Annotated in this window: 2 protein-coding genes; both read right to left on the reverse strand. The window is 74.5% G+C overall.

Annotated features, from left to right (window positions below):
* Positions 1 to 32: 32 nt before the first annotated feature.
* Positions 33 to 6,737, reverse strand: a complete 6,705-nt coding sequence (locus OYE22_RS00800; RefSeq protein WP_277318559.1) for a type I polyketide synthase — start codon at positions 6,735 to 6,737, stop codon at positions 33 to 35.
* A 41-nt stretch (positions 6,738 to 6,778) separates the two neighbouring features.
* A complete protein-coding gene (locus OYE22_RS00805) occupies positions 6,779 to 15,649 on the reverse strand; it encodes a type I polyketide synthase (RefSeq protein ID WP_277318560.1) in 8,871 nt (2,956 codons plus the stop codon).
* Between the last annotated feature and the right edge of the window lie 42 nt (positions 15,650 to 15,691).

Below are 15,691 nucleotides of genomic sequence, written 5' to 3' on the forward strand. Positions count from 1 at the left end.
CCGGCTTTCAGCGATATGCGCGCCCAAGTAATTCATGACAGGCCAAGTTCGTTGTCGATGAAGCTCACCAACTCGTCCGCCGACGCGGTGTGCAGCATGTCCGCCGCGGCCTCCTCTTCGACCGGGGCGCTCCTGGCCTTCCACTTCGCCAGCAGCGTCTCCAGGCGGGCCGTGACCGCGCCCGCGTCCAACCCAGCGACAGCGTCACCGGTCAACGCGCCCTCCAGTCGGGCGAGTTCGGCGAACAGCGGACCGCCCGTGTCACCGGAGGTGGGTGGCGCGCCGCCCAGGTCGAGTTGGTCGAGCAGGTGGCGAGCCAGCGCGGCGGGCTCGGGGTGGTCGAAGACGAGGGCGGCGGGCAGCCGCAGGCCGGTGGCGGCCGACAGGCGGTTACGTAGCTCCACGGCGGTCAGCGAGTCGAAGCCCAACTCCTTGAAGGAGGTGTCCGGTTGCACCGTCCCGGAGTCGGCGTGCCCGAGGACCGTGGCGGCGTGCGTACGGACCAGGCCGAGCAGGGTGCGGTGCTGTTCGCTGGCGGGCAGTCCACGGAGCTGGCCGGCCAGGTCGGCGGAGCCGTGGGCAGCGGCGGCGATCCGGCGCGGGGCGCCGGCGCCGGCCGCGGCCAGGGCCCGCAGCGGGGCCGGCAGCCCCTCGGTCGGCTGGCCGGCCAGGGCCCGCCGGTCCAGGCGGAGCGCGAGGAGCTGCGGCTGCCCGTGCGCGCAGGCGGCGTCCAGCATGGCCAACCCCTGCTCGGTGCTGTTGGCCCTGATGCCGAGGCGGCCGATCCTGGCGTAATCGGCGGCGGCGAGCCGGGCGGTCAGCCCACTGGTGTCGGCCCACAGCCCCCAGGCGAGCGAGAGGCCCGGCAGCCCGATGGCCCTGCGGTGGGCGGCCAGCGCGTCACAGAAGGCGTTGGCGGCGGCGTAGTTGGCCTGCCCGGGTGTGCCCAGGGCGGAGGCGAAGGAGGAGAAGAGGACGAACATGCCCAGCCGCAGGTCCCTGGCCGCGGCGTGCAGGTGGGCCGCGGCCGTGGCCTTGGCGTCCCAGACGCGGGCCAGTCGCTCCGCGTCCTGGGAGGGGAACATCGCGTCGTCGAGGACGCCCGCGGTGTGGATGACGCCGGTGAGGGGGTGGGCCGGGTCGATGCCGGTGACGAGGTCCTGGACGGTTGCCAGGTCCGTGACGTCGGCCGCCACCACCTGGGCCGAGGCACCGGCGGAGGCCAACCGCTCCACCAGTTCGCCCGCACCCGGTGCCTGCGGGCCACTGCGGCTGACCAGCAACAGATGCCGAACCCGCCCCGTGCGCGCCAGGTGCTCCGCGACGTGCGCGCCGAGGGTGCCGGTGCCGCCGGTGATCAGGATGGTGCCCTCGGGGTCGAGGGTTGCCGGCACGTCCAGCACCAGCTTGCCCGTGTGCCTGGCCTGACTCAGATGCCGCAACGCCTGCCGCGCCCGCGCTAACGGCCACACCCGCGACGGCAACGGGGCCAACACGCCGTCGGCGAACAGCTTGCGCAGGGTGCCGAGCATGGCGGCGATGCGGTCCGGTCCCGCGTCGGCAAGCAGGTCGAAGGGGGTGTAGCGCACGCCCGGGTGGTCCACGGCGAGCCGCTCGGGGTCACGAAGGTCGGTCTTGCCCATCTCCACGAACCGGCCGCCGTCGGCGAGCAGCCGCAGCGACGCGTCCACGAACTCACCGGCCAGGCTGTTCAGGACCACATCCACGCCACGGCCGCCCGTGGCGTCTCTAACCGCCGCCTCGAAACCCACTTCACGCGAGTTGGCCCGGTGCGCCGCGTCGATCCCCAGCCCTTCCAACACCTCGTGCTTGCCGGGGCTGGCCGTCGCGTACACCTCCGCCCCCACATGCCGCGCCACCTGCACCGCCGCCATCCCCACACCACCAGCCGCCGCGTGCACCAACACCGACTCACCCGCGACCAACCCACCCAACTCCACCAACCCGTACCAGGCCGTGAGGAACGCGACCGGCACCGAGGCCGCCTGCGTGAAGCCCCACTCGTCGGGAACGGCCGCCACCATGCGGGAGTCCGCCACGGCCAGCGAACCGAACGCGCCCTCGAACAGGCCGAACACCCTGTCACCCACGGCCAACCCGGTGGCATCGTCGCCGACCTCGACCACGACGCCCGCGCCCTCGCTGCCCGCGAAGGTCGCGCCGCCGGGGTACATGCCCAGCGCGATCAGCGCGTCCCGGAAGTTGACGCCGGCGGCGCGTACGTCAACGCGTACCTGTCCCGGCGCGAGCGGCGCCAACGCCTCGGGGCAGGCCGCCGCCGTCACGTGCTCCACCGTGCCGGTGGAGTGGGCGGCCAGCCGCCAGGCCCGCTCGCCGGCTGGCGGTACCAGCTCGCTGGCCGCGTCGGCCCGTACGAGGCGGGGTACGAGCACGCGCCCGGCGCGCAGCGCCACCTGCCACTCGCCAGCGGCCACCGCGTCCCGGGCGGCGCCCGCCACGGCGTCCGGGGTCACCACGGCGTTCGGGGCCAGGTCGAGCAAGACCAGCCGGCCGGGGTTCTCGGCCTGCGCGCTGCGCACCAGGCCCCACACGGCGGCGCCGGCCGCGTCCACCCACCGCTCGTCCACGGCCCCACTGCCGCCACCCGGCTCGCCCTCGGCGACCGCGCCCCGCGTCACCACGACCAGGTGCGCGTCGGCGAGCCGCGGCGCGGCCAGCCACTCCTGCGCGACCTCAAGGACCCGGCGCGTCGCGGCCAGCCCCGCGGCGGCGAGTTCCGCGCCCTCCGCGCCGGAGGCGGGGACGCTCAGCAGCGCGACCGTGGGCGCCGGCGCGCCGGCCTCACACCGCGCCACCAACGCCGCGATGTCGTCGTACACCACGGGCGACCCGCCGTCGGGCAAGCGCGAACTGGCGAGTTGGTACGGGTCGTCACCGAGTACCGCCAGCGCGGGAGCGGCCGGCCGCGTCCCAGCCGCCGGTACCGACAGCGGCGTCCACTCCAGCGCGTACAGGTCGTCCGCGCCGCGCCCACGCGCGGCGCGCACCTGACCGACGTCGGCGCGTCGCAGCACCACGGAGTCGGCGCTGAGCACGGGCGCGCCCACGGCGTCGGCCACGGTCAGGCCCAGCGACCGCTCCCCCGCCGCCCCGCCGGGACGCGGCGAGAGGCGCACCCGTACGGAGCTGGCCTCGGCGGCCCACAGGGACGCCGCGCTCCAGGAGAAGGGCATCCACACCTGGCCCTCACCGGCAGCCGGGTCGGCGGTACCGGTGGCGGTATCGGTGGCGTCGAACAGAAGAGTCGGCTGCATGACGGCGTCGAGCAGCGCCGGGTGAATCGCGAACCCGTCCCGCTCCCCCGCCGCCTCGGGCAGCTCCACCTCCGCGTACACGTCCTCGCCGAGGCGCCAGGCGGCTCGCACCCCCTGGAACGCCGGGCCGTAGGCGTAACCGGCCGCCGCCGACCGCTCGTAGAAGTCGGTCAGGTCCACCGGTTCAGCGCCGGCCGGCGGCCAGACACCACCCAGCCCCTCGCCCCGCGTCGCCGCGTCCGCCGGCGGGCCGAGCACGCCCTCGGCATGGCACAGCCAGGGGTCGGCGGACTCCCCGTCCGAACGCGAGTAGATCCGTACGTCACGCCGCGCGTCCGCGCCGGCCTCCCCCACCACGACCTGCACCCGAACGCCACCGGAGGCGGGCAACACCAGGGGCACCTGGAGCGCCAGCTCGTCCAACCCACCGCTGCCCACCTCGTCCGCGGCCCGCAGCGCCCACTCCACCAGCGCCACCCCGGGCACCAACACGCTGCCGGCCACGACATGTTCGGCCAGCCACGACGGCGACTGTGCGGACAGCCGTCCGGTCAACAGGCGGGAACTCTCGTCGGCCAGTTCCACGGCCGCCCCGAGCAACGGGTGCCCGGCCGAGGCCAACCCCAGATCGGCCGGGTCGCCACCGCGCCCGGTCTCCCCGCTGTGCCCGTCCAGCCAGAACCGCTCCCGCTGGAACGCGTACGTCGGCAGATCCACCACGCTCGGCGCGGGTTCACCCGCGAACCAGCGGGTCCAGTCCACAGCCACGCCGGCCGCGTACGCGTGTGCCACGGAGTGCGCCAACTGCTCCAATCCGCCGTGCTCGCGGCGGAGAGTCGGTACGGCGGCGGCTTCGACTCCGGCTTCGTCGAAGGATTCCTGGAGCCCGACGGTCAGGACAGGGTGGGTGCTGGCCTCGATGAAGACGCGGTGGCCGTCGGCCAGGAGCTGGCGTACGGCGTCGGCGAAGCGGACCTGCTCGCGCAGGTTGGTCACCCAGTAGGCGGTGTCCAGGGTGGTGGTGTCGATACGTTCGGCAGTGACGGTGGAGTAGAACGCCACCTCACCCTGGGACGGGCTGATACCCGCCAACACCTCGTGGAGTTCATCGGCGATCTCGTCAACTTGTGGACTGTGCGAGGCGTAGTCCACGTCAATCAGGCGAGCCCGCCCACCTGACGCCTCCAGCGCGGAAACGGCACGCTGAACCAGCTCAGGTGGACCGGAAACCACCGCCGACCCCGGCCCGTTGACGGCCGCGATACCCACACCCGCCGCGTCGTCGCCGAGGCCGGTCAGGAACTCTTCGGCCTTGTCTTGGCTCAACGCGAGCGAGGCCATGGCGCCGCCACCGGCAAGGCGGCGTAGTGCCTTGCTCCGCAGCGCCACCACCTTCGCACCGTCCTCCAACGACAGCGCACCAGCAACCACAGCAGCCGCTATCTCACCCTGACTATGACCCACCACAGCAGCAGGCTTCACACCCTGATCAGCCCACACCGCGGCCAACGACACCATCACCGCCCACAACACCGGCTGCACCACATCAACCCGACCCAGGTCAGCCGCGTCTACCCCACCCCGCAATACCTCGGTCAGCGACCAGTCCACGTAGGGCGCGAGCGCCCGCTCACACTTACCCACCCGCGCCGCGAACACCGCAGACGACTCCAACAACCCCGCACCCATCCCCACCCACTGCGAACCCTGCCCCGGGAAGACCAACACCGGGCCCACACCGCCGACGGTGGGGTGCGAGGGGTGGATGAGCTGGGGATGGGTGTCGCCGGAGGCCAGGGCGGTCAGGGCCGCGATGAGGGATTCGCGGTCGGGGGCCACGGCGGTGGCCCGGTGCTCGAAGGCCGCGCGTGTGGTCACCAGGGACCACCCCACGTCGCGCGGGGAGAGGTCGGGGGCGGCGGTCACCCTGCGCAGCAGTGCCGCGGCCTGGTCGCGGAGGGCGTCGGCGGTGCGGGCCGAGAGCACCCAGGGCAGCGGGGCGTCGGGGACCGTCGAAGTGGTCGGCTCGGGCGTCGGGTCCGTCGCGGGTGTCGGCTCGGGTGCCTGCTCCAGGATGAGGTGGGCGTTCGTACCGGAGATGCCGAACGAGGAGACGCCGGCCCGGCGCGGGCGGCCGTGCTGCTCCCACGGGACGTGTTCGGTCAGCAGCCGGACCGCCGTGTCGTCCCATTCGACGTGCGGGGTGGGCTGGTGGAGGTGGAGGTTGCCCGGCAGCAGGCCGTGACGCAGGGCCATCACCATCTTGATGACGCCGGCGACACCGGCTGCCGCGTGGGTGTGGCCGATGTGTGTCTTGACGGAGCCCAGCCAGAGCGGGCGGTCGGGGTGCCGTTCCTGCCCGTAGGTGGCCATGAGCGCCTCGGCCTCGATGGGGTCGCCGAGGGCCGTGCCGGTGCCGTGCGCCTCGACGGCGTCCACGTCGGACGGGCCCAGCCGGGCGTTGGCCAGCGCCTGGCCGATGACGCGCTCCTGGGCGACGTCGCTGGGCGCGGTGAGGCCGTTGCTGGCGCCGTCCTGGTTGATGGCCGAGCCACGGATGACGGCGAGCACGCGGTGGCCGTTGCGCTGCGCCTCAGAGAGCCGTTCCAGGACGACCAGACCGACGCCCTCGGAGAAGCCGGTGCCGTCGGCGGCCGCGTCGAAGGACTTGCAGCGCCCGTCGGGGGCGAGGGCGCGCTGGCGGGAGAACTCGGTGAACATCAGCGGTGTGGCCATGGCGTTGACCCCGCCGGCCAGGGCGAGGGTGCACTCACCCTGGCGCAGCGCCTGGCAGGCGAGGTGCATGGCGACCAGCGATGCGGAGCAGGCGGTGTCGACGGTGACGGCCGGGCCCTCCAGGCCCAGGGTGTACGCGACGCGGCCGGTCAGCAGGCTGGGCAGTACGCCCGTGGTGGCGTAACCCTCGAAGCCCTCGGGGATGCGCATGGTGCGGGACAGGTAGTCCTGGCCGGATATGCCGGCGTAGACGCCCGTCCGCGTCCCCTTGAGCGTGAACGGGTCGATTCCGGCCCGCTCCAGCGCTTCCCACGCGGTGTGCAGCAGGAGGCGTTGCTGCGGGTCCATGGCCAGCGCCTCGCGCGGGCTGATGCCGAAGAAGGCGGCGTCGAACCGGTCCATGTCGTAGAGGAACCCGCCCTGGTTGACCGAGCTGGTTCCGTAGTGGCCCGGGTCCGGGTGGTAGAGGTTCTCCAGGTCCCACCCTCGGTCGGTCGGGAAGTCGCCGATCGCGTCCACACCGGAGACGATGAGTTCCCAGTACTCCTCGGGCGTGCGGGCCCCACCGGGGAACTGGCAAGCCATGCCCACCACGGCGATCGGCTCCTGGGACCGCTCCTCGACCTCGCGCAACCGCTGACGCGTGTCGTGCAGTTCGGCGGAGACGCGCTTGAGGTACTCGACCAGCTTCTCTTCGTTCACCATGGGAGTCACCCGGCCTTCGGCGATGGTGGCGTCCGGCGCATTCAGGACACCCCGAGTTCGTTGTGGATAAAGTCGAGAACCTGGTCCGCGGACGCGGATTCCAGTCGTTGCGCGGCGCTGCCTTCGCTTGCCGGCTTGTGTTCCGCCTTGAGCCGGGTCAGCAGGCTTTCCAGTCGGGACAGCACGGCGCCGGCGTCGCTGTCCGCCAGCGCCGCGTTGGTCAGGGTGTTCTCCAGCCGGGTGAGGTCGGTGAGCGCCAGTTCGGCGGTGCCGTGCGCCGGGGGTTGTGTCTCGTCGGGCACGATCCGCTGGAGCAGGTGCGTGGCGATGCCCTCCGGTGTCGGGTGGCGGAAGATGAGGGCGGCCGGCAGGCGCAGCCCGGTGGCGGCGGCGAGTCGGTTGCGCAGTTCCACGGCCGTGAACGAGTCGAAGCCGAGGTCCTTGAAGCTCGCGTCCACCTGGACCGCGTCGGCGTCGGCGTGCCCGAGCACCGTGGCCGCGTGCCCCCGGACCAGGGTCAGCAGGGTTCGGTGGCGCTCGTCGGCGGAGAGTCCGGCGAGCTGTGCCACCCAGTCCACCGGCCGTCCCGCACCGGCCTCGGCCGCGCTGCGCCGTCCGCGTACGCCGACCGTGAGCAGGCCGCGCAGGGCGGCCGGCACCGTGTCGACGGGGAGTGCCGCCAGTGCGCGGGGGTCGATGGCCGCGGCCACCAGGTGGCTGCCGCCGTGGCGGCGGGAGGCGTCCCAGAGGGTGAGCGCCTGCTCGGTGGGGAGCGCCTCGATGCCGGAACGCGGCGCTGGCGCGGCCCCGTCCGCGGCCCAGGGCCCCCAGGCCACCGCGAGGCCGGGCAGGCCGAGCGTGCGCCGGTGGGTCGCCAGCGCGGCGCCGTACGCGTCGGCCGCCGCGTCCTCGGGTCGCCCGGCGACGCCGAGGGTGCCGGCGGCCGACGCGAACGTCGCGAACAGCGTGAGGGGCAACCCGGCGGTGGCCGCGTGCAGGTGCGCGACGGCGCCGGCCCGGGTGGCCCACAACCGGGCCAGGTGTCCGGTGGCGTCCACGGTGCCCTCACCAGCGGACGTGGGCCCGTCCGTGGCCGTCCGCGCCGCCGGGTGACCGCCCGAGGTGTGGATGACGGCGGTGAGCGGGTGTTTGGGGTCGACAGCGGCGACGAGCGCGGCCACCGCCTCGGGGTCGGCGAGGTCGGCGGACGCGAACCGTGGCGTGGCGCCCAACGCGTCGAGCCGGTCCGCGAGTTCGCCCGTCCCGTCGTCGCCCGCGCCGGGTGGACTGACGAGCAGGAGGTGCTTGGCCTGTCCCGTACGTGCCAGGTGCTCGGCGATCAGCTCGCCCAGCGGCCCGTCGCCGCCGGTGACCAGGACGGTGCCGTCCGAGTCGAGCGCGTCGGTCCCGTCGGTGGCTGGTTCGGCGGGGGCGGTGGCCCGGGTGAGGCGCGGTGCCAGCACCCGGCCGGCCCGTACCGCGAGCCGAGGCTCGTCGAACTCGCCGGCCCGCAGCGCCACCGAGGGCAGTACGGCGGTGTCCTCGTCGGTGTCGAGCAGCAGCAGCCGCCCCGGGTGCGCGGCCTGGAGGGCGCCGACCAGCCCCCATGCGGTGGCGCCGGCCAGGTCGCGGACGGGTTCGCCGTCGTCGGTGGCCACGGCGCCACGGGTGATGACGACGAGCCGGCTGTCGGCCAGGGTGGGGCGGGCCAGCCAGTCGCGCACCTGGCGCGACAGGTTCTCGGCGAGGCGCAGCGCGTCGGCCTGGGTGTCGGTCGGTGTGTCGCTACCGAGTGCCTGGGTCAGCACGGTCGCGGGTACGGGCGCGCCGTCGGCGGCCGATGCCACCAGCGTCGCCACGTCGGGGTGGCGGGTGGGGCCGTGCGGGCCGCCGGTGCCGGGCTCGGTCAGGCCGAGCCGGTCGTCGCCGAGCAGTGCCCAGTCCGCGTCGGCGGGCGTGTCGGTCCCGCGCGCCGTGGCGAGTTGGGCCCAGTCCAGCGTGAACAGGCCCTCCACGCCCCGGCTGGCCACGGCGCGCAGGTGGTTCCCGTCGGCGGGGCGGGTCACCAGCGCGTCGGCGGTAAGCACGGGCGCGCCGGTTCCGTCGGTGACCGTGACGCGCAGCGCCCGCTCCCCCTCCGCCACGTCCTGACGCGGGCTGAGCCGGACCCGGACGCTGCGCGCCTCACCGGCCCACAGCGTCACCCCGGTCCAACTGAACGGCATCCACACCCGCCCGTCGATGTCCTCGTCCGCCGTGGGGGTGGGGACCAGGCGCGCGGGCTGGAGCGCCGCGTCCAGCAGGGCCGGGTGGATGCCGTAACCCTCGTGGTCGCCCGCCGCCTTGGGCAGCGCGACCTCGGCGAGCACCTCGTCCCCGTGTCGCCACAGGGCGCGCAGGCCCTGGAAGGCGGGCCCGTAGCCGTAGCCGTCGGCGGTGTTGTGGGCGGTGAACTCGGCCAGGTCCACGGGCTCGGCGGCGGGCGGCGGCCAGGCTCCGATCGGCTGGTCGGGCTCGGTGGCCTCGGTCCGCGGCGGAGCCAGTACGCCTTCCGCGTGGCACAGCCAGGGCAGGCTGGACGGTTGGGGCTCGTCGGCGCGTGAGTAGATCCGTACGTCGCGGCGGCCGTCGGCGGTGGCCTCGCCCACCACGACCTGGACGCGCAGCGCGCCCGTGGCGGGAAGCACCAGGGGCACCTGGAGGGCCAGTTCGTCCACGCCCGCGCCGCCCACCTCGTCGGCGGCGCGCAGCGCCCACTCCAGCAGCACCGTGCCCGGCACCAGGGTGACGCCGGCCACCTCGTGCTCCGCGAGCCAGGCGTGGGTCCGCGTCGACAGCCGTCCGGTGAGCACGTGGGTGGTGCCGTCGGCGACCTCGACGGCGGCGCCGAGCAGCGGGTGTCCGGAGGTGGTGAGCCCGAGGTCGGCCGGGTTGCCGGCGCCTCCGCCGGCCGGGGCGAGCCAGTACCGCTCGCGTTGGAAGGCGTACGTCGGCAGGTCCACGACGCGGGGCGCGGGTTCGGCGGCGAACCACCGGGACCAGTCCACCGCGACTCCGGCGGCGAACGCCTGCGCCACCGACTGCGCCAACTGTGCCGGGCCGCCCTGCTCGCGCCGGAGCGTGGGCACGGTCACGGCCGCCACCGCCGCCTCGTCGAAGGACTCCTGCAATCCCACGGTGAGCACGGGGTGGGTGCTGGCCTCGATGAACACCCGGTGGCCCGCTTCGAGCAGCCGACGCACGGCGTCGGCGAAGCGTACGCGCTCCCGCAGGTTGGTCACCCAGTACGCGGCGGTCAGCTCTCTCGTGTCCAGCCGCTCGGCGGTGACGGTCGAGTAGAAGGCGACGTCGGAACCGGTCGGCTCGACGCCCGCGAGGAGTTCGGTCAACTCGTCGGCGATCACGTCGACCTGGGGGCTGTGCGAGGCGTAGTCCACGTCGATCAGGCGGGCCCGGCCGCCGGTGCGCTGCCAGCCTTCCACCGCGTGCCGTACCTGCTCGGGCGGGCCGGAGACGACCACGGAGCCCGGGCCGTTGACGGCCGCCACGACGACCGCCGACGCCGCCTCACCCAACCCGGCCAGCCACGGCGTCGCCTCAGCCTGGCTCATGCCGAGCGAGGCCATGGCACCGCCACCGGCGAGGCGGCGCAGTGCCCTGCTCCGCAGCGCCACCACCTTCGCGCCGTCCTCCAACGACAGCGCACCGGCGACGACAGCGGCCGCGATCTCACCCTGACTGTGACCCACCACAGCGGCAGGCTTCACACCCTGATCAGCCCACACCGCGGCCAACGACACCATCACCGCCCACAACACCGGCTGCACCACATCAACCCGACCCAGATCAGCCGCGCCCACACCACCGCGCAGCACCTCGGTCAACGACCATTCCACGTACGGCGCCAGCGCCCGCTCACACTCACCCACCCGCGCCGCGAACACCGACGAGGACTCCAACAACCCCGCGCCCATCCCCACCCACTGCGAACCCTGACCCGGGAAGACGAGGACGGGGCCGCGCGCGCTGTTGCCGGTCGGGGGCGCGGCGGGGCCCACCACGCCGGGATAGGTCTCGCCGGCCGCGAGCGCCTCCAGGCCGACCAGCAGTTCGTCCCGGTCCTGGCCGAGCACCACGGCCCGGTGCTCGAACACCGTCCGTCGGGTCGCCAGCGAGAAGCCGATATCGGCGAGCGTGGCGCCGGCCTCCAGGGCGGCCGGCAGCCGCTCGACCAGCGCCTTGGCCTGGCCGCGCAGCGCCTGCGGGCCACGCGCCGAGAGCACCCAGGGCACGACGCCGCCGACGGTGACGGCGGCCGGCGTCGGCGCGTCCTGGCCGCCCTGGTTCGGGCGTTCCGCGTCTTGTGCGGCGGGGGCCTGCTCCACGATGAGGTGGGCGTTGGTGCCGCTGATGCCGAACGAGGAGACGGCGGCCCGGCGCGGGCGCTCGCCCGCCTGCCACGGCACGGGCTCGGTCAGCAGGCGTACGCCGCCGGCGGCCCAGTTCACGTGCGGGCTGGGCTCGTTGGCGTGCAGCGACGGCGGCAGCTCCGCGTGGCGCAGCGCCATCACCATCTTGATCACGCCGGCGACGCCGGCGGCTGCCTGGGTGTGCCCGATGTTGGACTTGACCGAGCCCAGCCACAGGGGCTGGTCGTCGGGCCGGCCCTGGCCGTAGGTGGCGAGCAGGGCCTGTGCCTCGATCGGGTCGCCGAGGGTGGTGCCGGTGCCGTGGGCCTCCACGGCGTCCACCTCGGTCGCGGCGATCCCGGCGTTGACCAGTGCCTGGCGGATGACGCGCTGCTGGGCGGGGCCGTTGGGCGCGGCCAGGCCGTTGCTGGCACCGTCCTGGTTGATGGCCGAGCCACGGACGACGGCGAGCACCTCGTGCCCGTTGCGCCGGGCGTCCGAGAGCCGCTCCAGGAGGACCAGCCCCACGCCTTCGGCCCAGCCGGTCCCGTCGGCCGCGGCGGCGAACGGCTTGCACCGGCCGTCGGGGGCCAAGCCGCGCTGGCGGGAGAAGCCGGTGAACATGCCGGGTGAGGCCATCAGCGTGACGCCGCCCGCCAGCGCCAGCGCGCACTCGCCCTGTCGCAGCGACTGGGCCGCCAGGTGCAGGGCTACCAGGGACGATGAGCAGGCCGTGTCGATGGTGACGGCGGGCCCTTCGAGGCCGAAGGTGAAGGCCACCCGGCCGGAGGCCACGCTGGGCGTGACGCCGGTGAGCAGGTGGGCATCGATGCCGCCGGCGGCCTGGTGCAGTCGCGGGCCGTAGTCCTGCGCGGTGGCGCCCACGAACACGCCGGTGTCGCTGCCGCGCAGCGCCGGGCCGTCGATGCCGGCGCGCTCGAACGCCTCCCAGGCGGCCTCCAGGAGCAGGCGCTGCTGCGGTTCGATCGCCAGTGCCTCGCGCGGGCTGATCCCGAAGAAGGCGGCGTCGAACTCGGCCGCGTCGTAGAGGAAGCCGCCCTCGCGGGCGTAGCTGGTGCCGGGGTGGTCGGCGTCGGGGTGGTAGAGGCCCGCCAGGTCCCAGCCCCGGTCGGTGGGGAAGGGGCCCACGGCGTCGACCTGTCCGGCCACCAGGCGCCACAGCTCCTCGGGGGTGCTGGCGCCTCCCGGGTAGCGGCAGCTCATGGCGACGATGGCGATGGGCTCGTCGGTGCCGGCCACGGCGGGCGCCGACCGGTGCGGCTCGGACGAGGCGCCGGGACCGTCGCCGGTCTGGGCGCGCAGTTCGGCCGCCACGGCCGTGGGCGTGGGGTGGTCGAACGTCAGCGTGGCGGGCAGTGGCAGCCCGGCCGCGTCGCTGAGCTGTTCGCTCAGCTCGGCCGCGGCCATCGAGTCGAAGCCGAGTTCCTTGAACGTCAGGTGCGGGTCGACGGCGCTGCCCGTCGCGTGGCCGAGGACCAGCGCCGCCTTGGCCCGTACCAGGTCCAGCAGTACCTGGTCGCGCTCGGCGTCGGTCAGCCCGCCCAGCCTGCTCCGCAGGGGTGAGGCGGCGGGTTCGGGCGGGGTGGGCGCGTCGGGGGCGGGTCCGGGCAGGGCCGTGCCGTTGACGCGGGCCGGGATGTGGGTGCCACCGTGTCCGGTTCGCCGCGCGCCCGCCGGCCCGGGCTCGGCCGCCGGCCAGAAGCGCTGCCGTTGGAAGGCGTAGGTCGGCAGGGTCACCCGAGGGTGGCCGGCCCCGTCGAAGGTCCGCTCCCAGCGCAGCGGCACGCCCCGTACGTACGCCTGGGCCACGGCGGAGGTGAGGGTGGTGGCCTCGGGGCGCTGGCGGCGGAGGGTGGCCAGGGCGGCGGGCCGAGGTCGGTCGGCGCCGCCTCGTCCGGCCTCGGGCATGGAGGTGAAGCACTCGCGGGCCATGACGGTCAGCGGGGCGTCGGGGCCGATTTCGAGGAACGTGTCGACGCCGGCCGCGTGCAGGGTGTGCACGCCGGTCATGAACCGGACGGCGCCGCGGGCGTGTTCGGCCCAGTAGTCGGGCGAGCCGAGTTGCCGCGCGGTGGCCACCTCGCCGGTCACGTTCGAGATGACGTCGATGGTCGGCGTGGCGAACGTCAGGCCGGCGGCGACGGCCCGTAGCGCGTCGAGCATGCCGTCCATGTGGTGGGAGTGGAAGGCGTGGCTGACGCGCAGCCGGGACGCCTTGCGCCCACGGGCGCGCCAGGCGGCGGTCGCCTCGTCCACGGCGTCCGCGTCGCCGGAGACCACGAGCGACGCGGGTCCGTTGACGGCGGCGACGCCGAGCCGACCCGCGTACCGCGCGAGGAGTTCGGCCGCCTCGTCCTCGCCGGCCTGCCAGGCGGCCATCGCGCCCGGTTCCGTGACGGCCTGCATCAGCCGCCCGCGGGCCGCGACGAGCGCGGCGGCGTCGGCGAGCGAGAACACCCCGGCGACGTGGGCGGCGGCGATCTCGCCCACCGAGTGACCCAGCAGGTAGTCCGGCCTCAGGCCCCAGGACTCGACCAGCCGGTAGAGGGCGACCTCGATAGCGAACAGGGCGGCCTGGGTGTACGCGGTCTGGTCGAGCGCGCTGGGCGACGCGGCTGGCGCATCGGGTACGTGCGGAGCCTCTGGCGCGGCCGGGACGGCTGGCGCGTCCGGTGTGGTGAACAGGACCTCGCGCAGCGGCCGGTCCAGGTGGCGGTCGAGGTGGTCGATGGCCGCGTCCAGGGCGGCGGCGAAGACCGGGTAGGTGTCGTACAGCTCGCGGCCCATGTCCAGCCGCTGGCTGCCCTGGCCGCTGAAGAGCAGCGCGACCTTTCCGCCGGTGGCCCGGCCACGGGCCAGCCCCGGGGCGTCCGCGCCCCGCTCGGCCGCGTCCAACAGGGCCAGCAGCTCGTCCCGCCCGTGTCCGTGCAACACGGCGCGGTGAGCGAAGGCCGTCCGGCGAGTGGCGAGCGCGTACCCGACGGCCGCCGGGTCCGCGTCGGGCTCCTCGGCCAGGTGTGCGCGCAGCCGCGCGGCCTGGGCGCGCAGCGCCTGCTCGGTCTTGGCCGACAGCGTCCAGGCGACGGGGGCGGGGCTCGGGTGGGCGCGGCGCGCCGGGGCGGACTCGGCGGTGGGTGACGACGGGGTCGGCTCGAGGTCGGGTGCCTCGGTGAGCACCAGGTGGGCGTTGGTGCCGCCCATGCCGAAGGCGCTGACGCCGGCGACCAGGGGTTGGTCGGGCCTCGGCCACTGGCCCAGTTCCCGCTGCACCTCAAGTCCCAGGGTGGCCAGCGGGATGCGCGGGTTGGGTGTGGCGTAGTTCAGGCTCGGCGGCAGCGCGCGGTGCGTGAGGGAGAGCGCCACCTTGAGCAGCCCGACGATTCCGGCGGCTGACTCCAGGTGACCGACGTTCGTCTTCGCGGAGCCCACCCGCAACGGCGCCCCGGCCGACCGGTCCCGGCCCAGCGCGGCCCCGAGGGCCGCGGCCTCGATCGGGTCGCCGACGGGTGTGCCGGTGCCGTGCAGCTCCACGTACTGGACGTCGGCGGCGGCCACCTCGGCCTGCTCGTAGGCGCGGCGCAGCACCTCTTCCTGGGCGCCCTGGCTGGGTGCGGTGAGCCCGTCGGTGGCGCCGTCGTTGTTGACGGCGCTGGCCCGGATGACGCAGTAGACCGGGTCGCCGTCGCGCAGCGCCGCCTCCAGGGGCCGCAGCAGCACCGCGCCGCCGCCTTCGCCCCGTACGAACCCGTTCGCCCGGGCGTCGAAGGTGTGGCACCTGCCGTCCGGGGAGAGCCCGCCGAACTGGGCGGTGGCCGCGTCCATGCTGTCCTCGCCGAGGATCAGGTTGACGCCGGCCGCCAGTGCCCGGGTGCACTCGCCACGGCGCAGGCTCTCGCAGGCCAGGTGTACGGCCACCAGCGCGGAGGACTGGGCCGCGTCGACGGCCAGGCTGGGACCGCGCAGTCCGAGTCCGTAGGAGACGCGGTTGGCGATGGCGCTGCGGTGCAGGCCGGTCATCGGGTACCGGTTGTCCGCGAGCGCGCCGTGCCGGCGCAGCAGGGCGGCGTACTCGTCCCACATGGCGCCCACGAAGACGCCGGTGCGGCTGCCCGCCAGGGTCTCGGGGAGGGTGCCAGCGTCCTCCAGCGCCTCCCAGGCCAGCTCCAGCATCAGTCGCTGCTGGGGGTCCATGGCGAGCGCCTCGCGCGGCGCGATGCCGAAGAATTCGGCGTCGAATGTGTCCACGCGGTCCAGGAATCCGCCCCAGTGAATGGAACGGGCCTCGTCGGTCGCTCCGCTCGCCGCGTCGACGCTTTCCGCGCGTCGGCGGTCGTCGGGCATCGCGGAAATGGCGCTTTCACCATCGCGTAACAGTCGCCAGAATTCACGGGGACTCGCCGCCCGCGGAAATCGGCAGGCAAGGCCCACGACGGCGATGGGAGTTACGGACCGGGGTGACCGGGTGGGATCGGTGCTAGCCATCACGCCTCGTACGGAGCTCAGCAGGAAAAGACTTCCGGTCGT

This window comes from Streptomyces sp. 71268 (assembly GCF_029392895.1).
Taxonomy (GTDB): Bacteria; Actinomycetota; Actinomycetes; order Streptomycetales; family Streptomycetaceae; genus Streptomyces.